The sequence below is a fragment of the Streptomyces sp. NPDC014861 genome (genome assembly GCF_043081625.1).
Classification (GTDB): Bacteria; Actinomycetota; Actinomycetes; order Streptomycetales; family Streptomycetaceae; genus Streptomyces.
Window position 1 is genome coordinate 772,162 of sequence record NZ_JBIBWV010000001.1, and the last position, 20,064, is coordinate 792,225.

The following is a 20,064-nucleotide window of genomic DNA, read 5'->3' on the forward strand; positions in this document are numbered from 1 at the left end:
CACCTCACTCGCCGAGCTTGAATCCGATGTGGGCGATGTGGACCCTGCGGATCTCTTTCAGGAACCGGAAGTGCAGCCGTCCAACGCCAGGCGTGAAGCGCAGGTGGGTGTCGAAGTACTGCTCCGTGCCGTCGAGGTCGATGAACTTGCAGTAGTCGCGCTTGCGGCCCGAGTGCTCCGGCGTCACCTTCGATTCCCACTGCGGCCCGTCCGGCTGGGTCGCGGCGTCCCAGACCAGGACCGCGCGTTCCATCTCCGCGAGCCGCTTGCGGACGGGATGAACCCAGTACTGCCTCAGCTGCCGCAGCTGCGTTTCGACGTGAGGCAGGAAGAGGAGATGAGGGAAGAGATCGGCGCACCGTTCCCACAGCTCGGCCCCGGTCCGGATGGAGCTCAGGTCGCCGCGCAGCGCTGCTTCGGCCTGCTCGCGGATCCACGGGCGGTGCTTCTCCGCATGCTCCCGAGACGCCACGTGCCGGAGTTCGACCTCGGTGGTCACGATGCCGACGTCGTCCTCGTCCACGAGTTGTTCCTGGACCAGGGTGAGACGGTCGGCGTCCCAACGTTCCTCCACGGGCAGGGAGATGCCGACACCGCCCATCAGATGGGCGAAGCCCAGCTCGGGCGTGGGCACACCCTCGTGGCTGTGCGCGACGTCGGAGAACGTCTCCCCGTCGGGAAACACCTTCTGGTGGGGCCACTTCGTCTGCATCTTGAGCAGGAACGCCCACAGACCGTTCTTGGCGCTGGGCGTCCCCGCCCACTTGCTCACGTGGTGCCCTTGGGCCAGCTGCAGCGCCTTCAGGGACTCCCGCATGACGAGTTCCGTACCTGGTCGGTCCAACTTGGCAACGGCCATGATGGCCTTCGCCAGCTCGGTCATGGCGCGGTTGACCCTTTCCGGATCAGCCGTCGTCTCGCAGGACTTCTGGTTAAGGAAAAGCTGTGGCATGTCTCCCCCTCCGCGACGAACTGTGCGTCTCCCCCGCCTCCCCAGGCGAGCCTCAGTCGATGAGCTGTTCGAGCGTGTTCTCCAGCTCGTCGAAGAAGCCCGAGGGCCACTGATCGAGCATGCCGTCCGCGTCGATCCGGGGACTAACGAAGTCCACGCCCGTGCCATCGCCCCGGAAGTAGTGGAAGACCGTCTGCTCCGGAGCGAGCAGCTCCTTCTTGACGGCGAGCCGCGCCCCGTTGATGACGTGGTCGCTGTGCGTCTCCATGATCACCTGCGCGCCCTGGGCGGCGGCCGAGGCGGCGAGCGTGGCCATCCGGGTCTGCCCCTGCGGGTGCAGGTGCGCCTCCGGGTTCTCCAGGAGGATCAGGGAACCGGGGCGGGCGCTCAGGCAAGCCACGACGATGGGCAGGACGTAGGTGAGGCCGAAGCCGACGTTGCTGGGGCGACGACGCCGCGTGGGCCCCAGCGTGCCCTGGAAGCCGTACGAAAGACTCACAGCGTCCGCGCCCTTGATGGCCTCGGCCTGGATGTCCACCCCTGGGCAAAGGTCGCCCATCCAGGCGGCGGCCTGGTCGATCAGGAGGTCCGAGGCAGCCTTCGGGTGGCGCAACGGGCCGGCCGGAACCGGGTCCTCGCGGTGATGGCGAAGGAAGTTGACGGCGTGTTCGCCCCTCACGCCGAGAAAGCCTCGGCCGACGGCCGCCTGATGGTCGCGCGGGTAGAACTCGGCGGGCGAGATTCGGTCGGCGTGCAGATACTGGAAGGGGGCGGTGAGGAACGCCGGGGTCACCGCCTCGGGCCCGGTAGGCCGCTCCCGTCCGCCCTCGGAGGTATCGGGAAGCTCCACGTCGAGCAGCGGCAGGAGGTTCTGCTCTGGCTCGTACACGGCGCTCCACCCGTAGTGATACGGCCCCTCATCGACGGCAAAGCCGATCCGGGGCTCGTCCTCCGCGAAGTCCTCGTGGAGGACGTCCTCTCCGGTGCCGAGGCGCACGAGCTCGCCGTTGAGCAGGAAGCCCTGGTTCACCAGGGCATCGCGGAGTCCGAGGCGTTGCGCCTCGCGCAGCAGCTCGGCGGCCTTAAGGCCGCCCGCCTCGTAGGACTGGCGAAGCAGTGCGAGGGACTGAAGGACGCTGCTCTTGCCGGACGAGTTGAGCCCGGTGAGGAGAGTGAGGGGCCCGAGCGGGAGCTCCGCGTGCTGGAACGCCTTGTAGTTGTGCAGCGTCAACCGGTCGATCACTGTTCGGCCACCCCTCGGAACAGTCGTGCCACTTCCTGGAAACGGGTGCGGACCCTTGCCGGGGCCCCGGTGCCCACGGAGATCGAACGGTCGAAGTCCCAGTCGGCCATGAGGTCGAAGAAGCGGTCGTGCACCCTCGCCCGCGACGCTACCAGTCTGTTCCGCTCATGATCGTCGAGTAGCGCGAGATTGACGGAGATGGTCTCGAACAGCGCCTTGTTGATGACGGAAGAGCTGCGCTTCCCTCCACGCCACTTACGGAAGGCGTGCTCGCCGAACAGGTCCCACGCGCATCTCATGGCCACCCGGAACTCCCGTGCCAGCTGCTCCCGCCGTTCCTCGGTGAGCGAGTTGATCCGGTACATGGCGTCGATGAGGAACTTACCGAAGTCCTTCTCGGTGTGCTCGGCCGGGTTGGTCAGGCGGAAGGCGAGGAAGCGCAGCACCATCTCCCGGTCGTCCATGCGTTCGTCGGACACGCTCCGCCGGGTGGCCTCGCCGAACGCCGGGTCCTCGGCCAGGTCCGCGAGGAAGGTCCGTACGGCTCCGCTCACCAGAGCGTGCCGCAGCTCCTGCGGCTTCAGCGGCATGCCACCGGTGTTGATCCGGGAGAAGACGTTGTACTTGACCGCCTCCGGAGTGCCCTGCTGCATGATGTGGACGGTGAGCTGGGTCTCGCGCAGCCGGATCTTCAGTCGGCCGGTGAGGTCCTGGTACGTGTTGCCGTCGAGCCGCCAGAGGTAGTCCATGCCCCGGAGCGCCAGCGGCGCCAGGCCGGTGAGCTTGGGCTCCATGAACCGGGCGATGGCGGTGAGCCGCTGGACTCCGTCCACCACGGCCCACTTGTCCTCGTCGCCCTGCGCCATGTGGAAGTTGGAGATCGGGATGCGCAGCAGCAGCGACTCGATGAGCCGGCTCTGCGCGCGGTCACTCCAGATGCCGGACCGGCGCTGGAAGTCCGGCGCGAGGTCGAGCATGCCCTCCCGCAGCCGGGACAGCAGCAGGTCCACCGTGGTGGTCTCGGTGCGGATGCTGATGCTCTCGGGCCGGAAGGGGGCGGAGATTCCGTCCGCGTCCCGGTACTGGTCGTACCCCTCGTCTTCCTCGTCGGCGGGGAGTTCCAGCTCGACTCCGGTCGGCCGGCCGTCGGACCCGATTTCGAGCGGCGGCCCCAGTGGCAGGAAGAGCGAGTCCAACTGGTCGATGTCCTCCGCCACGGCGTAGCCCCGCGGTTCCGCCGAACGGCTCTCTCCGGGGCCCCGGCCGCCCCCGTCCTCCTCGGCCTCCGCCATGCCGCCCGTCACCCTCCGTCGCCTGCCACGGCCCGATGCCATGCCCGGCTCAGCCTATAGACGGCACGGGCGGCTGTCAGCGCTCGCACCCGACGGCCGCTCGGGGTGTCCGACGTGTCCTGCCGTCGGTGCGGTCAGTGGGTCAGGTCCAGCTCTGCGATGACAGTCTTGCCGACGGGGACGCGGTCGAGCACGTCCCACCGGTCGGCGAGCGCCTCGACCAGGATCAGGCCCCGGCCGTTCTCGGCAAGGGGTCGGAGTACGGGTCAGGATGCTCCAGGGCCGGGGGCCGCCGCTCGCCCCGGGTGTCGGAGACCTCGACGCGCAGGGTCCGGCCGAGGAGCTTGACGGCGAGCTCGAAGTCCCGGCCGGGGACGCGGCCGTGCGTGACGGCGTTGGCGGCGAGTTCAGCGACGAGCAGGGCAGCGATGTCGGACGTCAGGCTGCCGTACGGCACACCCCAGGCGTCGAGCTGCTACAGAGCCAGCCGGCGGGCGAGCCGGGCGCCGCGCGGGGTGGAGCTGAAACGCTGGGTGAACACACGTACGGTGACGAGTGCCGCGTGGGCGGTGGGGGTGGACGGTGCTGCCATATGCCCAGGGTGCCGGTGGCACGTCGGGTTCACGGGATGCTGATCGTGGACCCGAAGGAGGTCAGCATCATGCTCCAGCGGTATGCGAAACTGCGCTCACAGACTCTCACCTCCGAGGACTCCAGGAGCCTGCTGAAGCAACTTCGAGGAGCGCTATGAGCAGCATCGACGAACGAGGGTTCAAGAGCAGCTACAGCGGTTCCGACGGTGACGACTGCGTCGAGGTGGCCAGGGGCACGCAGGCAATCCACGTCCGGGACTCCAAGGACCAGCGCAGCCCCGAACTCGCCCTTTCCCCCACCGCGTGGAGCGACTTCATCACGTACGCCGCCCGAGGCTGAGCCTCACACAGCGCCCCGCGCCGGTCGGATCCGGCGCGGGGCGCTGTCGTTCATGCTGTGGGAGGCGTCCACTTCCCCTTGTCGATGGCCTCGTGGAGCCGCGCCGAGAAGTACACATGCGCCGCACACATCTCCTCCTCACGGTTCGCCTTGTAGAAGGGCGCGGTGTAGCCCTCGGGGGGCTCGGGCCGCTCCTTCTTCAGGTAGGCGAGGAAGTGCTCATAGTGCTCCTTGGTCTGGCCGTGCCCGTGCGCGTACGAGTCCTGTGCCAACTGCCGCCCCTTGACGTCGAACCACATGTTCGACTCGCGGTCCGCGAGGATCGCGTACCGCGCCTTGTGAATGGCGATGAGCTCGTCGGCGCTCATGCCGAGCCATACCGCCACCAGGGCGTCGATCTCCACGAGGGCGGCACGGCGCTCATACTCGGTACGGAGCGGGGTGCCGCACTCCCAGGTCTTTTGGATTCCGCTGGCGAGTGGCGAAAGGCCGGGCCACCTCACGGCCCAGTCCTCGTAACCCGGCCAGGTCATGTCGTACAGCTCTGCCCAGAGCGGCGCGTAGGCGTTGGTAAGGCAGTTGAGGCGCAGGGTGCGGAGGAGAAGCGGGCCAGCGAGGGGGTGGGCAGGGTCGGCGTAGGGCATCTTGTGCGCTTCGGCGACCTGCAAGTGTGAACGGCCGGTAATACGTAGCAGATAATCGAACGGCAAGGATGCCCAAAAGCCAGCATTCAAAGCCGTGGCAGTGTTATCTTTCAGCGCCATGGATTGCACCGTGTGCAGGTGGGCCGGCCCCGGAGGAACGAGAGCAGCGAACAAACTCCGTTCCGTATTGAAAGGAATCATGGCCCGCCAAGCCAGTCGATAGAACGCTGTATACGGTCGAGATAGCCACACTCGTTGCCGCATCAGTTCCCGCTGCTCATCATCGGCAAGTTGCAGCTCAACCCCGGAGAGCAGGTCACCCCGACTATCCCACTCCTCCGCAGTGGGCTGCCAGTCGCTATTCACTCTCGCATAGTCCAACCAGCGGTCCTGGACACCCTTGTAACGACCCAATTCGCAATCCCGAACGTAATTCGTGCGCGGCACCGCATTCACAGGCACCGCAGTCAGGTCCCACTTCACCCAATCCTGGTTAGTCCTGCATGGAACCTTTGGCTGCTTACTGAAGGGGGTCGCAATTCCGAAGTGCGGCCCCTGGAGGATCACTTCAGAGATGTCTTCGGGTGTGCTCGTATTCCAGCGGTAGAGCCCGAGCTTCTTCGTCGCCAGGTTCTCGAACATGCCGATGGTGATTCTTGGCTCGTAGGAACCCAGGCGCTCACTGACGCCCGACAGGGCGGTGATGGCCCCCTGCTCCTCCGTGGTAGCAGGGTAGAGCAGGACTGATTGCTGAGGCGAAACATCCAGCTGGCCGGTCAGCCGCCTCCATTCCGAGAGTACTTCTTCGTCCACCTCGACTACGCGTGCGCGATGAGGACGGAGATCCCATTCCCCGGCATGCCGCATCCCTGGAACTTCGCCGGACCCATCATGGTCGAGGGACGCCACGAGCGGCTCCACCCCGTAAAGGCGACTGAGATTGCTAAATTGGATAGAATCTTGAGGGGTGCTGTAGATGTGCACGCCGAACTCTGCATTCCGGCTGGCCTCGAAAGCCCAGTTACCTACGTTGATGAACCCGGCATGCAGGCGCAGATGCCGATATGCCGATTCACGGAGCCGTCCCTCTTTGACACCGCCGAAGTGGGTATCCGGATGAATGAGACCCGCCGACCCCGCCCTTCCTAGATGGCCCCACACCCGACACATGAACGCTCGATAAAGGTCCGGCCGCGTCCCCGCAATCAGCGGGTAAGTAGCCGACTCACTCAAGAACGTCGCCACGCCAACTGTCGCCGACAGTTCCATGAAGTACGACATATGGCTAGACGCTTCCGCCAATACCGCGGCCTTACGCTCCCGCCACTGCTCCGCCGACAGCTTATCGCTCAATTTGAACCTTGGGTCGAACTCGGCCAGCACCATGGCCTCGTCCCAGTCCGGCCGCACCCACGGTGGATTCCCCACCTGCAGATCGAACCCGCCCCCCGGCCCCCGGAACACATGCGCGAAGTGCAGTTCCCAGTGGAAAAAGCCGTGGCCGTCCTCCGCCTTTATGTCCTTCTCCGTCGTCCCCGCGATGTCCTCAACCGTGTTCAGCCACGGGTAGCGGAATGGGAGTTGCGTCGCCGGGCGCATGCCGAGGAAGCCCTCCAGGCGGTCCTCCACGTCGGCGAGGAGTTCCAGCGCCTCGTCGGGGCTGAGGTTCTCGATGCCTGAGAGCAGTGACTGCTCGGGCATGTCGGCCTTGCCCAGCAGGCCCTCCAGGAAGTCCAGCCAGTCGCCGAGGTTCTGGAGCGGAACCGTCGTCCGCTCAGGCTCGCGGCTGACCGCCTTGCGGGCGCCGGCCGGGACGCTCCGCTGGGAGGCGTCGGCGCTCAGGCCCTCGCCCAGCTCCTCCTGCTCCCCGTCCGGGTCGTCGAACAGGCCGGCCGTCCGCCACAGCTGGTCCCCCGGCGCCGGGCCGGACGGCGGCTCCACGGGCGCCGCCGACGTGACCGGGGCGACGGACTCCAGCGGCCCGCCGCGCAGCATTCCCGGCACCGACGACTCGTCGACGAGCGCGCCGCCCGTGCCGTATACCGGGTCCGTACCGTCGAGTTCGCCGGTCTTGTCCAGCGGCCAGAACCACAGGGCGCACCAGGCGTCCATGACCGTCTTCAGCCGCCAGTACGGCGTGCCGTGCCGGGTCAGGTCGTCGAGGACCTTCTGCTTGTCCTCCGCCTCCGTGGACTGCTCCAGCCAGTCCGCACCCCACACGTCGACGCGGCGGGACACCGCCCGTTCGGAGAGTTCGAGGCGGGTCGCGACCAGCGACCACAGGAACTCGGCGCGCCGGGCCACGCCCTGGAGGCGGCCCAGTTCGGTCTTGTCGGCCGCCTTGCGCCAGCGGTCATAGCGCTTCTGCCGTGCCTCGGCGGTCTCGTCGCCGCGCTCCTGGAACGGCTTCGGTCCCTTCGGGGCCTTCTGGACGCCCTTGCGCCACTGGCCCAGCGCCTTGGCTTCGTCCTCGGCGAGCTTCTTCGCCTCCGGCTCGCCGGCGACCGCGCCCCAGCCGATCGCGGGCAGCAGGAACTGGTGCACCGCGCCCTCGGGCAGGGGCCCGTCCCGGAAGGGCAGGTCCTTCGGCGGGAGGGTGTTCTTCTTGGCCAGCCATCCCCCGCCCGGCAGAACGTCCGCCGCGTAGACCTTGCGGCCCGCGCCGATCAGCGAGTTGCCGCGCCGCAGGTGAAGGCCGAACCAGGGGGCCCGCATGCCGGGGTGCATGGAGTTGAGCCAGAGGGAGACCTCGGCGAGTTCCACCGCCGTGGCGTTGAGGTCCACCCCGTAGGCGTTGTGCAGGGCGATGTACGCCTTAGCCTTCTGGAGCTCGACCTGCCGCAGTTCGGGGTCGATCCGGCGGCCCAGCTCGCGTTCGCGGCGCCGCAGGTACTCGGCGGCCACCTGGTCGATGGCCTCGTTGAGGAACGCGCCCGAGCCGAGGGCGGGTTCGCAGATCTTCCACTCCAGGAGCTCCCTCGCCGGAGTGGTGGTGCCGTCCTGGTCGAGGCGGTACCTGAGGGCGAGTTCGACGGTGACCTCGGTGAGGGACTTGGGGGTGTAGTAGGAGGCGGAGGTCTGGCGGTCGCGGCCCGCCAGGCGGTAGACGAACGAGCCCTTGGGGTGGGGCACCCGCTCCAGGCGGCCCGTCTCCTCGTTCGTCCGCTTCACGAAGAGGGCGTCGTCGTAGTCCCCGGTGCGGACACGGGATTCGGGGACCATCCAGCTGCCGCCCGACGGGTCGCCGCCCTTGGCGACCTCGTACAGCTCCTCATCGGCGATGAAACCGGTGTAGGACATCAGGCCCTCGTACACCGCGCCGAGCTGGTTGATGCCGAGCTGGGCGTACGAGATGAAGCCGCCGCGCTCGCGCCCCTTGCCCTTGGTGAGCATCAGGCGGCGCAGCACCTTGTGCAGGGTCTCGTTGCGCAGCCGGGTGTCCAGGAAGGGGCGACGCTTCTCGCCCTTTCCGCCCTCGTACGCCGGGTTCTCGATCTGGTCGTCCGAGATGAGCCGGACGGCGTCCTTGGTGAACAGCTCGGAGTGCAGGGCCTCGAAGCGCAGGCCGGCGCTCGTGCTGCGGGCGGCGGCGCGGCGGGCGCGGTCGGCCTCGCGGACCCGTTCGGTGTACTCGGCCTGGGTGATCTCGCCGTCGGCGAGCAGCCTCGCCGCCTCGTTCTCGGCGTCCGTCGCCTCCCGGGCCGCCGCCTCCGCCACGAGGTCCTCGGGCTCGGTGCCGTAACGGCGGTGCCCCTTCTCGACCTTCTCGAAGAGCAGGTCGAGGGACTCGTACAGGTGGAAGCCCTTCCGGGAGCGCTCGCCGACGAGGTCGCGCAGGACGAGGTCGCCGAGGCGCTGGAGGCCGTAGCCCTGCTCGTACTCGGGGTAGTCGGAGGGCAGGATGCCGAGGGTGGGGCTGGCCTCCGCGTACAGGAGGAACAGGATGCGGTACAGGTAGCGCAGCGACTCGCGGCTGAGTTCCTTGGCGAGGCGGGCCGGGTCGTCCAGATCGGCCGGGGTGATGCCGTTCTCCGGTTCACGCAGACGGTCCAGGACCTCGTTGGCGATCCACTCGACGCTCAGGCGCAGGCCCTCGCGGAGTTCGGTCGAGACGCCGACGGCGTGCTTGGAGGACCGGTCGAGGAAGGCGACGAGCGGGGCGGTGCCGCCCTCGGCGGGGACCCGGAGCGCGTCGGCGCCGAACAGCGCGGCCAGGATGTCGAGTTCGCCGCCGTGGCGGTCGTCGCGGCGGTGCAGGGCCGCGTCGAGGTCGGCGGACAGATAGCGGCCCTCGGGCCAGGCGAGACGGTCGGCGAGGACGATGACGCCGCCGACGAGGAGCAGGACGTGGCGCGGCGGTGCGTCGCAGGTGAAGAGGAAATCGGTGAGGGCCTTCGCGTCCAAGAGGTCCGGCGCCGAGGTTTCGGTCTCCATCGGGTGGAGCAGGCGGCCGGCGCCGTCCGGGTCGAGGGCGGCGTCGGGTTCCGTGGTCCAGCCGCAGGCGACCGCGTACAGGCCGGGTTCGGCGTGGAGGACCCGGACGGCGTACTCGCGGTCGGCGCGGTGGACCGTCACCGTCTGCTCGTGGGCGTCGGCGTAGCCGAGAGCGCGCAGCGTGTCGAGGTGGCTTTCGGTGCAGCGCTTCCGCCATCCCTCGGGTTCGAGGGCGTCGGGGCCCGCGAGCACCGCCGCGTCCTCGGCGAGCGCAGCGCGGCCCGCGAAGTAGGGGCCGTACAGGGCACGCAGTCCCTCGCGGGGAGTGCGGACGCGCGGCGGGACGGAGTCGGGGCCGAGGCCCTGGCGGGCGGCGTCGGCGACGGCGTCGGCGTGGCGGCGGCGTTCGGTCTCCTCGAAGGCCGCCCAGCGGGTGAGGAGACCGTCCTTCGCCTTGAGGTCCTTGGGGAGGACTTCGGCGAGATAGTGCGGCGAGAGGTAGTCGCCGTGGTTGATCAGCGAGTCGTACGTCACGTCAGTTCTCCGCCTGGGCGTCGGACGGGTGGGCGGCGCCGGATGCGGGGGCCGGCTCCCGGGATCCTGAGGCGTCCGGGGTGCCGGGGCGGTCCAGGACGGCGAGGACCCGCAGCAACGGGCGTCCGGTGGTGTGGAGTTGGTCGAGGAGCCGGGCCAGTTCGTCGGCGGTTCGCTCGACGTCGCGCTCGGGACGGCCGGTGGCGCCGGGCAGCAGGGAGTCGGCACGCCATCGGGCCACATGCTCGCGGTAGGCGGCGAGTGGCCCGCTGATCTGCTCCTCCCACGCGGCCCTGCCCGCGTCCAGGTGCTGCCGGGCGGCGGCGACGGCGGCCGGGACGAGCCTCTGGAGCCGGTCCAGGTCCTGCGGGTCTCCGGTCCGGGCGAGCCTCGGGCCGACCTTCGCGTCGCGCAGCGCGTCGGCCATGGGGCGCACCTCGGGCGTCCCGGTGCCGTCGGGCCGGATCCCGGTCACGGCCATCCAGCGGACCACGGTCGGGCGGCCGAGGGCGTTGGAGTGGATGCCCTGGACGAGGAAGACCGGGCCGTCGACGTGCGGCGTGGTGATGACCGGGGCCTCCTGCCGGCCGAACTCGACCAGGACCTTGTCCGTCAGCCACTCCACCACCGGATGGATGTCGGTCAGGAAAGAGACGTCCGGCCACATCGTGGTGCTGCTGTCCCTGGCCTCGGTGAGCTTGCGCTGCGCGAGAGCCCGGTCGAAGGTGACCAGCATCCGTTCGGCGACACGCTGTTCCTTGAGGTAGGACGGGGGCAGCGCCTTGAGGCGGTGGAGCAGGTCGGGCGCCAGGGCCGGGGAGAGGGAGAAGTAGGCCCCGCCCTGGGCGTCGGTGCCGGAGGACAGGCCGATCTGGTCCTCGGCGTGCTCCTCGTACACCTCGTCGAGGGCGGTGGCGACGAAGTCGGCGGTGTCGCCGTCGAACAGCGAGATCAGCTCGGCGCGCGCGGGCAGCTCCTGCTCGGTGATCGTGTCCACCTGGCCGAACAGGTCGGCGAGTGCCGTGTCGTCGGCGGGGGCGGAGTCCAGGAACTCCTCGACCGTGCCGCCCCTGACCAGTTCCCTGATGAGCCGGCGCTCTTCCTCCTCGGCCCGGTAGAGACCGGAGACGGCCTCGGCCGTGCCGTCCAGCTTGTGTGCCTCCTCCTCCCGCAGGAGCAGCTTCTCGGCGACCGTGCGGTCGTCCTTGGCGCCCGGGACGGCCGAGTTGATGATCAGCGCGTGGAACCGGGGCTCGTGCTTCTGCCCGTACCGGTCGATACGGCCGTTGCGCTGCTCGATGCGGATCAGGGACCACGGGATGTCGTAGTGGACGAGGTGGTGGCACTGGCGGTGCAGGTTGACGCCCTCGGAGGCCACGTCTCCGGTGAACAGCAGCCGAACAGGGGTGTCGGCGAGGCCGAACGCCTCGATGACCTTGCCCTGCTCCTCGTCACTGAGGCCGCCGTGCATCACGGCCACGGCCTTCGACGTGCCGTCCGCCCCGACCGGGAAGCCCAAGCGGGCGGGCACGACCTCGGCCAGCCAGGTCAGGGTGCGGACGCGTTCGGAGAAGACCACGGCCCGCGTGGTGGACCGGGGGCCGACACCGATCTCCTTGAGCTGGGCGACGAGGGCGTCCAGCTTGGCGGAGTCGCCGGGCGCGGTGCCGTCGCCCATGCCGGACACGATCTCCCGGAGCCGGGCGAGGGCGGCCTGCTCGGTGGCGATGGCGGGGTCGGGCCGCAGCCCCTTCTCCTCTGCCTTGCGGACCCGGTCCGTCAGGGAGGCGATGCGGTTCGCGACCGTCTCGCCCAGGGCGACGTGCGAGGACAGGAACGTCTTGAGCAGGTTGTAGGCGAATACCGGCTCGACGGCGACCGAGACGGGGTCCTGACCCGCGGTGCCGAACTCCGTGCTCGTCGACGGGGCGGGAATCCAGTGCTCGGCCAGTTCGGCGAAGACCCGCTCCTCCGCCTCGGTGGCCGAACAGTGAAGGGAGACAGTGGGACCCCGGTCCGGCCATTCGGTGCCCATCTCGTCCCGGACCTCTGGGCTGATCTTGGTGCGCCGGATGAAGAGGTGGCCGAGATCCACCGCCGGGTCGTAGTGGTCGCGGTCGGCGATGGCAGCCGGGTCGAGCAGGGAGATGAGGTCGGCGAAGGACCGCTTGTCGCCGTTGTGCGGCGTGGCGCTGGCGAGCAGCAGCGCGTCCGTGCGCGGCGCGAGGATCTCGGCGAGGGCGCGGCGCTGGCTGCCGGGGTTGATCAGGTTGTGGGACTCGTCGATGACGACGGCGTCCCAGCGGATCCGCTCCAGGTGGTGCCGGTACTGGCCGATGTTCTTGAGGGTGTCTACAGAGATGATCACGCGCTTGTAGTGCGTGAACGGGTTCCGCCCGGCCGGAAGCTCGCGCTGCACACGCTGGATGCCGAGCGAGTCGAGCCGTACGAGCGGGATCGAGAAGCGCGTCCACAGCTCGTGCTGGAACTGCTCCAGGATGCTCTGTGGGGTCACGACCAGGATGCGCTCGCCGCGGCCTCGCCGGATGAGCTCGGCAAGGGTCAGGCCGATCTCCAGGGTCTTGCCGAGACCGACGACATCGGCGATGAGGACCCGAGGGCGGAGGTTGCGCATGGAAAGGGCGAGCTCGGCCGGGCGCTGCTGGTAGACGAGCGGGTCCAGGAGGAAGCGGTCCGCGAGGGCGAGGCCCCGCTCCGACTGGGGCAGCGGCGTCTTGCGCAGGACGGCTTCGAGGAACAGGCGGCTGCGCCGGAAGTACGAGGAGGTGTCCGGTACGGGGACGGTCTTCTCCGGGTCCAGGAGCTCCACCGTGTCGATGCCGCTGAAGAAGACGGCCTCCTCGTCCCGCACGAACTCGGAGATGCCGACCGCCTCGATCCTCTCCCCGTCGTGATCGGTCGTGGTGGTGTTGCGGACCAGCCACTCCTCGTCCCGTACGAGGATCTGCGCGCCCGGCGGGAACCGGGTCCCCTCCTGCATCGCCCCCTGGTCGGTCACTCACGGCCCCTTCGTCTTGCGTGTGTCGTCGCTCTCGCCATCCGCAAGTGTGTCACGGGCAGGAAACGGGACGTACGAGATCGGGCACGGGGCCGCGCCTGCTCAGAAGCGAGCCTCGCGGGCGTAGCCGGCACGAATCTGCTCGGCGATCCTCAAGGGCGCGGAGGGCCGGACAGCGGTCGTCCTGCCTCGCGGGCGCGGATGGGCTTCCTCCGGCGCGGGCGAGGACTCTACTGGGGTGGAGGTGCCGTTGTCCGGATCATCTGCGTCGGGCTCTCCTTCCGAGGTGTGCTGCCTGGCCCCTGTGAGACCAGCCGGACCCGCCTGCTCGTCGTCCTCGACCGCCGCCTGGTCGATGACGGCGGGTGTGTAGGCGGGTGCGTCGGCTCCCGCCGGAGGTTCGGGAGCCGGCGCAGGAAGCTGGGGCACGCTGATCTCGGGCGTCAGGTCTGCGAGGCGGCGCTTGGCCTGGAGGGCGGTCAGACCCTGTTCACGGATGACGCGCACCAGCCGCTCGGTGACTTCGGGCAGTACCGGCCTGGCATCCGGATCCAGTGCCAGCATGTCCGTAATCAGCGGCACGAGTTCCGGTGGGGCGCCCGTCAGATCGGGAGGGGTCGCCGGGTCCTCGATCTTCAGGGCGACGGCCTGCCACGTCGGTCCCTCGTACGGGTAGTGCCCGGTCGCAGCGAAGAGCAGCACCGCGCCCAGCGCGTACACGTCGGCGGACCGGTCCAGCTGTTGCTCGCCCCGGGCCTGCTCCGGAGGCATGCAGAGCACGCTGCCGACGACGAAGCCGGTGGCCGTCAGGGCGGTGCGGCGTTCCGCGAGCACGGCGAGTCCGAAGTCGATCACCTTGGGGCCGTAGGGGGAGAGCAGGATGTTCTGCGGCTTCAGGTCGCGGTGGAGCAGCCCTGCCTCGTGGACGGTGCCGAGGCCCTCGGCCAGCAGCGCTCCGAGGCTGGCGGTCTCGGCGAGCGGCAGGGGCCCCTGACCGGCGACCAGGGTGCGCAGATCGGGTCCGGGGACGTACTCGACTGCGAGCCACGGCTGCTCGGCTGTCGCGTCGGCGCCGACGAAGGCTGCGACGAAAGGCCCGTAGACGGTGCGCAGGCTCTCCACCTCGGACAGGAAGCGCGCCCGGGTGTCCTCGTCGAGCACGGAGGGCTTGATGACCTTCACCGCGGCCTGGTGGCCGGCCGCGGACTCGCCCAGAAACACCTGTCCCATGCCGCCGGAGCCGATCCGGCATACGAGGGCGAAACCCCCGATCTCCTTCGGGTCGTCATCCCTCAGTGGTTCCACGGTGTCACGCCTCCCCCTTGCGGTCCGCACCCCACGATTCCACGCGGTGGACCAATTTGGACCGGGAGGCAGTCTATGCAGGTCCCCTATCTTGCTGTACCGGCTTCCCCGGAGGCGCCCACAGGCGCGACGGTCGTCATGGTCGACGGCCACGCTTGCCACAAAATGTGGACAGGGATCCACAACGAGAACCAGGGCTACCGGGAAGAGGCCTTCGCCGACCCCCGTACATGGCTGCCGGAGTACGGCAAGGGCAGGAACGCCCGCACGGTGGGGAGTTCAGGTGAAGCGAGAGCTAAACGAACGGCAGCAACTGGTGCTGCAATGGGTTGGTCAAGGCTGCCCTGATGGCGTGTGGGAGGGGACCGCGCACAAACTCAGCTGCCAAGCCCTTCAAAGCCGGGGACTGGTCAAAGTCTCCAGGCGCCAGGGGCAATGGTCCGTCGCCCTCACCAAGGCCGGCCAGCAATACCTGGACCACAGATCCCCTCCCCTCGATCAGCCTCGCAGTGGAGACACCGTGTCCGCGCCACGGGCTGGAACCCAGTCACCTGATGTAGCCGAGGGCAAGAAGTCCAGCGTCCAGGCAGCCGCGCCTGTGCCATCGTCGGGAACCAGCCCCGTCCCGCGGAAGAAGGCCAAAACCGTCACCGAGCAGCTCCTGGAGGAGCTCGCCGAAGCCGGTGGCCGAATCGTGAAACGCGAAGCCAACGGTCGGGAGACCGAGAAATGGCCGATCCGTGTTGCCGCAGCACGGCGGTCGGGAAAGATCCCTGCAACCAAGGAATTGCACGCAGGCTGGTGCCGCGACGGATACGAAATCCGGCTTGTCGACACCCCAGCCTGGCGGTTGGCCGTGCTGTCACCCGTTCCCGTACCGGCACGGCTCCCCACGCCGCACCCCGTGGTCAGAGCTCTGCAGGCGCACCCCCAGCCCATCGCACTGACCAAAGCCGTGCAAGGCAGAGCCTTCCGCCTCATCCACGCGCTGCTCACCGCAACGCAGAAGCTGGGGTATGCCAGCGCGTTCGGTACGGCCGAGAGTGCACCCGCCCCTCATCGCCGGCGCGGCGGCTCTCTCCACTTCACCATCACAGCCCAGGGCCAGCGATGCGATTTCCTCATCCTGCAGGAACAGGACCGGGCCGACCACATTCCCACGAAGAAGGAGCTCTCGGAAGCTGAGAAGCACTCCTGGGTCCGGATCCCTCGGTACGACTACTCCCCTACTGAACGCCTGAGGATCTGCATCAGCGGCGGGTCACGACACAGGGCCGACGAGTGGGCCGACACAGCCGCACGCCCTCTTGAGCGCCAGCTCCCCGAGATCGTGCAGGAAGTGGGACTCCGCGGCGAAGCTGCCGAACGGAAACGGCTGGTCGACCTGGAGGCCACACGAGAGAAGCGGCACCGGTGGGAAGCCGCAATGGAACAGGCAAAGAGCGACTACGCCGAGGCAGTCCGTGTCCAGCGACTCGAAGCGCAAGAAAAGGCATGGCGTCGCTCAGCGGACCTGGCCGAGTACATCGATGCCCTCCGCCTCCACACAAAGAACCTGCCGGCTGGCACGGAGAGGGACGGAGCCGAGGCATGGATCGCGTGGGCGTCGGGCCACGTGCGGCGGCTCAACCCACTCAACGGGGCGCTCCGCCTTCCGGATATTCCCGAACCCCGCCCCGATGATCTCCAGCCGTTCCTGCACGGATGGAACCCCTACGGGCCCGGCTTCTAGAACCGAGACGCCCTGACGTTGTCACGGAGTGTGTTCGGCGAGGTCGGCCGGAATCTTGTTCCAACACGGACCGACTCGCCTCCCCAACACCAAGAAAGGCGCCTCCCTCGGCAAGATCACAAACTGCCGCGGGAGGCTCCAATCCATTACTGACGGCACGTCAGGATTCACCGACGGCGTGCGTAAAACGTGCGTCACGAGCGTCGAATCAGCGTCAAGATATCGCCCATAACGCACACTGGCCTAACCTGCAGGTCAGAGGCCCTTCCCAACGGGCTCAAGGATCGCCACGCACTCCACGTGGTGGGTCATCGGGAACAGATCGAACGCCCGCAGCGTCCGTACCCGGTAGCCGCGATCCGCGAAGTAGGAGATGTCGCGGGCGAGGGCGGCCGGGTCGCAGGCGACGTAGGCGATGCGGCGGGCGCCGAGGCCGGCGAGGTGGTGGACGGTCTGCTTGCCGGCGCCGGCGCGCGGGGGGTCGAGGACGATGAGGTCGACCTCGGTGATGCCGGTGCGCGGGAGGACGGACTCGACCTTGCCCTGCTCGACGCGGACGCGGGGGAAGTCGGCGAGGTTGTGGCGGGCGTCCTCGACGGCGCGCTTGCCGGACTCGATGCCGAGGACGGCACCCTGTTCGCCGACCCGGTCCGCGAGTGCGCCCGCGAAGAGGCCGACGCCGCAGTAGAGGTCGAGGGCGGTGTCGCCCTTGCGCGGGAGGAGGCCCTGCATGACGGCCTTCATCAGGGTGTCGGCGGCCTTCGGGTGGACCTGCCAGAAGCCGCCGCTGCCGACGCGGTGGGTGCGCTCGTCGGCGCGCTCGCGGACGAAGGCGCGGCCGTGGACGCGGTGGACGCCGCCGTCCTTCTCGTCGACGCGCATCACGGAGACCGGCTTGTCGAGCTCGACGAGCGGGAGGCGGGCGCCGGGGCGGGGGGTCAGGATGACCTGGCGGTCGTTCGAGCCGGAGGCGGCGATCGCCTCGACGGTCGCCATGCCCTCCCACGTACGGGCCTCGATGCCGAGCTCGGAGACGCCCTGGGCCGCGATCATGCAGTGGTCGACGACCTCGACGTCGTGCGAGCGGTGCTTGCGCAGTCCGGCGCGGCCCTCGGTGTCGACGGCGTACTGGACGCGGGTGCGCCACTGCGGGACCTCGCCCGCGGGGAGCTTGTCGCCCTCCGCGGGGACGACGGTGCCGTCCCAGCCGGCCTCCTCGGGGGTGAGACCGGCGAGCCGCTTCAGCTGCTCGGCGACGACCTCGCCCTTGAGGCGGCGCTGGGCGCCGGGCTTGGCGTGCTGCCAGTCGCAGCCGCCGCATTTGCCGGGGCCGGCGAAGGGGCACGGGGCCTCGACGCGGTCCTTGGAGGCGTCCAGGATCGCGACGGCGTCCGCGCGCAGGAAGCGGCTGGTCTCGTCACCCTCGGTGACGCGGGCCGTGACGCGCTCGCCCGGCAGGGCGTGGCGGACGAAGAGGACCCGGCCCTCCTCCGTACGCGCGATGCAGTGGCCGCCGTGGGCCACCGGGCCGACCTCGACCTCGTACTCCTCCCCGATCAGTGACGTCACAGGGGTGTTCTGCATGATCGGGGGCTCCGTAGCGAAGAAGAGAGATGGGCCGCTGTTCGCACAGCAGCCCACCAGTCTAGTTGCACTTCGCCGGACACTCTCCGCCCGTCGCTCTTCGCGGGCGGTTCCTTCAGTCGCTCTTCGCGAGCGGTTCCTTCAGTCGCTCTTCGCGGACGGTTCCTTCTTGGCCTTCTCGACCGGGCCGCGGCGCACCGAGCCCGGCGCGTTCCAGTCCTGGCGCTTCCGTGCCCGCTTCTTCGCGGCCTCGGAGGACTGGAGCTGGTACGGGACGGAGGTCACCATGACGCCGGGGGTGAAGAGGAGCCGGCCCTTGAGGCGGAGCGCGGACTGGTTGTGGAGCAGGTGCTCGTACCAGTGGCCGACGACGTACTCGGGGATGTAGACCGAGACGGCGTCGCGGGGGCTCTCCTTGCGGAGGTTCTTCACGTACTCGATGACCGGGCGGGTGATCTCGCGGTACGGCGAGTCGAGGATCTTCAGCGGCACGTTGATGCCGCGCCGCTCCCACTCCTCCTTGAGCGCCTTGGTCTCCGCCGGGTCGACGTTGACGGTGAGCGCCTCCAGCTCGCTGGCGTGGAGGAGCTTCGCGTAGGCGAGGGCCCGGAGGGTGGGCTTGTGGAGCTTGGAGACGAGGACGATCGAGCGGACGCGGGAGGGGCGCACGTACTCGTCGGGGCGCTGCTCGGCGGCGGCGATCTCCTCGGCGACGGAGTCGTAGTGGCGGCGGATCGCGGTCATCGTCACGTAGAAGATCACCATGCCTAGGAGCGCGACCCAGGCGCCGTGGGTGAACTTGGTGGCGAGGACGACGACGAGGACGAGGCCGGTGAAGAAGGCGCCGAAGGCGTTGATCGCGCGGGAGCGGATCATGTGGCGGCGCTTGGCGGGGTCCTTCTGGGTCTTCAGGTGCCGGTTCCAGTGCCGGACCATGCCGATCTGGCTGAGCGTGAAGGAGACGAAGACTCCGACGATGTACAGCTGGATGAGGCGGGTGGAGTCCGCGCCGTAGACCACGACGAGCAGGGCGGCGGCGCCGGCGAGGAGCACGATGCCGTTGGAGAAGGCGAGGCGGTCTCCGCGGGTGTGCAGCTGGCGCGGCAGGTAGCGGTCCTGGGCGAGGATCGAGCCGAGGAGCGGGAAGCCGTTGTACGCCGTGTTGGCGGCCAGGAAGAGGACGAGCGCGGTGGCGGCGGCGAGAAGGATGAAGAAGAAGGTCCCGTCGCCGAAGACGGCGGCCGCGACCTGGGAGATGACCGGGTCCTGGACGTAGCCCTCGCCGACGGGGACGCCGTTGAGCAGCAGGTCCTGGGCGGGCTTCTCGGCCATCCGGACGTCGGTGGCCTCGGCGAGGAAGATGATGCCGCAGAACATGGTGACGGCGAGGCCGCCCATGAGCGCGAGGGTGGTGGCGGCGTTCCTCGACTTCGGCTTGCGGAAGGCGGGGACGCCGTTGGAGATGGCCTCGACGCCGGTGAGGGCGGCGCAGCCGGAGGAGAAGGCGCGCAGCAGCAGGAAGATCAGGGCGAAGCCGGCGAGTCCCGGGTGTTCGGGCTTGATCTCGAAGTCGGCCGTGGGGGCCTTCATGGTGTCGTCGAGGACGAGGCCGCGCCAGGCGCCCCAGGCGATCATGCAGAAGACGCCGAAGACGAAGACGTACGTCGGGATGGCGAAGAGGCTGCCGGACTCCTTGACGCCGCGGAGGTTCATCACGGTGAGGAGGATGATCACGGCGACGGCGCAGGCGACCTTGTGCTCGACGACGAAGGGGATCGCGGAGCCGAGGTTCTCGATGCCGGAGGAGATCGACACGGCGACGGTGAGGACGTAGTCGACGAGCAGGGCGCTCGCGACGGTGAGTCCGGCCCTCGGCCCGAGGTTGGTCGTCGCGACCTCGTAGTCGCCGCCGCCGCTGGGGTACGCGTGCACGTTCTGCCGGTACGAGGCGACGACGGTGAACATCAGGACGACGACGGCCAGCGCGATCCACGGGCTGAAGTGGTAGGCCGACAGACCGGCGACGGAGAGGACGAGGAGGACCTCGCCCGGTGCGTACGCCACCGAGGAGAGCGGGTCGGAGGCGAAGACGGGGAGGGCGACCCGCTTGGGGAGGAGGGTCTCCCCCAGCTTGTCGCTGCGCAGGGCCCGCCCGATCAGGATCCGTTTGGGCACGTCGGTCAGTTTGGACACGCAGAGGATCGTAAGCGTTCGAAAAGAGCCACGCGCACCGGCACCCCCGATAGGCACCGAATCTCCCTGGGTATCACCTCGGATGCGGTCCCCGCCAGCGTTGCCGCTTAAGCTCGGACCGGACAACCCGGCAGGGTGTTGTCCGCCACGGCCCGGGCCGATCGGGCGAGGAAAGTTGTGAGCAGGGTGTTTTCGCAGG

At 68.9% G+C, this 20,064-nt stretch carries 10 protein-coding genes and 2 pseudogenes; 3 read left to right on the forward strand and 9 right to left on the reverse strand.

Features of this window, described 5'->3' with window-relative positions:
- Window positions 1-4 precede the first annotated feature (4 nt).
- From ACF1BN_RS03285 to ACF1BN_RS03300, 4 genes and pseudogenes are all read right to left on the reverse strand, one after another.
- The gene (locus ACF1BN_RS03285; protein ID WP_392329864.1) at window positions 5-952 is read right to left on the reverse strand and encodes a hypothetical protein; all 948 of its coding nucleotides are present in this window, start codon (window positions 950-952) and stop codon (window positions 5-7) included.
- Between the two features lie 52 nt (window positions 953-1,004).
- Window positions 1,005-2,195, reverse strand: a complete 1,191-nt coding sequence (locus ACF1BN_RS03290; RefSeq protein WP_392329865.1) for a DUF3696 domain-containing protein — start codon at window positions 2,193-2,195, stop codon at window positions 1,005-1,007.
- Window positions 2,192-3,487 (reverse strand): DUF262 domain-containing protein, encoded by a 1,296-nt coding sequence (locus ACF1BN_RS03295; protein ID WP_392329866.1) that lies wholly within the window; start codon window positions 3,485-3,487, stop codon window positions 2,192-2,194. The genes ACF1BN_RS03290 and ACF1BN_RS03295 overlap by 4 nt, the downstream gene beginning before the upstream one ends.
- 134 nt (window positions 3,488-3,621) lie before the next feature.
- A pseudogene (locus tag ACF1BN_RS03300) lies at window positions 3,622-4,079 on the reverse strand (ATP-binding protein).
- Between the two features lie 33 nt (window positions 4,080-4,112).
- Here ACF1BN_RS03300 and ACF1BN_RS03305 point away from each other — a divergent pair.
- Window positions 4,113-4,238 (forward strand): annotated as a pseudogene (locus ACF1BN_RS03305) (transcriptional regulator); the annotation flags it as partial.
- Window positions 4,235-4,420 carry a DUF397 domain-containing protein gene (locus ACF1BN_RS03310; protein WP_392329867.1) on the forward strand — a complete coding sequence of 62 codons (186 nt, stop codon included), beginning with the start codon at window positions 4,235-4,237 and terminating at the stop codon, window positions 4,418-4,420. The pseudogene ACF1BN_RS03305 and the gene ACF1BN_RS03310, both read left to right, overlap by 4 nt.
- A gap of 50 nt (window positions 4,421-4,470) precedes the next feature.
- On the opposite strand, the gene ACF1BN_RS03315 is transcribed toward ACF1BN_RS03310, so the two are convergent.
- From ACF1BN_RS03315 to ACF1BN_RS03325, 3 genes are all read right to left on the reverse strand, one after another.
- Window positions 4,471-10,032, reverse strand: a complete 5,562-nt coding sequence (locus ACF1BN_RS03315) for a class I SAM-dependent DNA methyltransferase (protein ID WP_392329868.1) — start codon at window positions 10,030-10,032, stop codon at window positions 4,471-4,473.
- A gap of 1 nt (window position 10,033) precedes the next feature.
- Window positions 10,034-13,033, reverse strand: a complete 3,000-nt coding sequence (locus ACF1BN_RS03320) for an SNF2-related protein (protein ID WP_392329983.1) — start codon at window positions 13,031-13,033, stop codon at window positions 10,034-10,036.
- Window positions 13,034-13,153: 120 nt separating this feature from the next.
- On the reverse strand, window positions 13,154-14,281 hold the full coding sequence (locus ACF1BN_RS03325; protein WP_392329869.1) for a serine/threonine-protein kinase: 1,128 nt from the start codon (window positions 14,279-14,281) through the stop codon (window positions 13,154-13,156).
- 358 nt (window positions 14,282-14,639) lie between these two features.
- Between ACF1BN_RS03325 and ACF1BN_RS03330 the strand changes: the two genes are divergently transcribed.
- Window positions 14,640-16,088, forward strand: coding sequence for a hypothetical protein (locus ACF1BN_RS03330; RefSeq protein ID WP_392329870.1), 1,449 nt, complete (start codon window positions 14,640-14,642; stop codon window positions 16,086-16,088).
- Window positions 16,089-16,343: 255 nt separating this feature from the next.
- Here the strand turns inward: ACF1BN_RS03330 and ACF1BN_RS03335 are convergent, their stop codons facing one another.
- Both ACF1BN_RS03335 and ACF1BN_RS03340 read right to left on the reverse strand, forming a co-directional pair.
- Entirely contained in the window at window positions 16,344-17,672 is a 1,329-nt protein-coding gene (locus ACF1BN_RS03335) for a class I SAM-dependent RNA methyltransferase (RefSeq protein ID WP_392329871.1), read from the reverse strand.
- A gap of 141 nt (window positions 17,673-17,813) precedes the next feature.
- Window positions 17,814-19,865 carry an APC family permease gene (locus ACF1BN_RS03340; RefSeq protein ID WP_392329872.1) on the reverse strand — a complete coding sequence of 684 codons (2,052 nt, stop codon included), beginning with the start codon at window positions 19,863-19,865 and terminating at the stop codon, window positions 17,814-17,816.
- Window positions 19,866-20,064 lie beyond the last annotated feature (199 nt).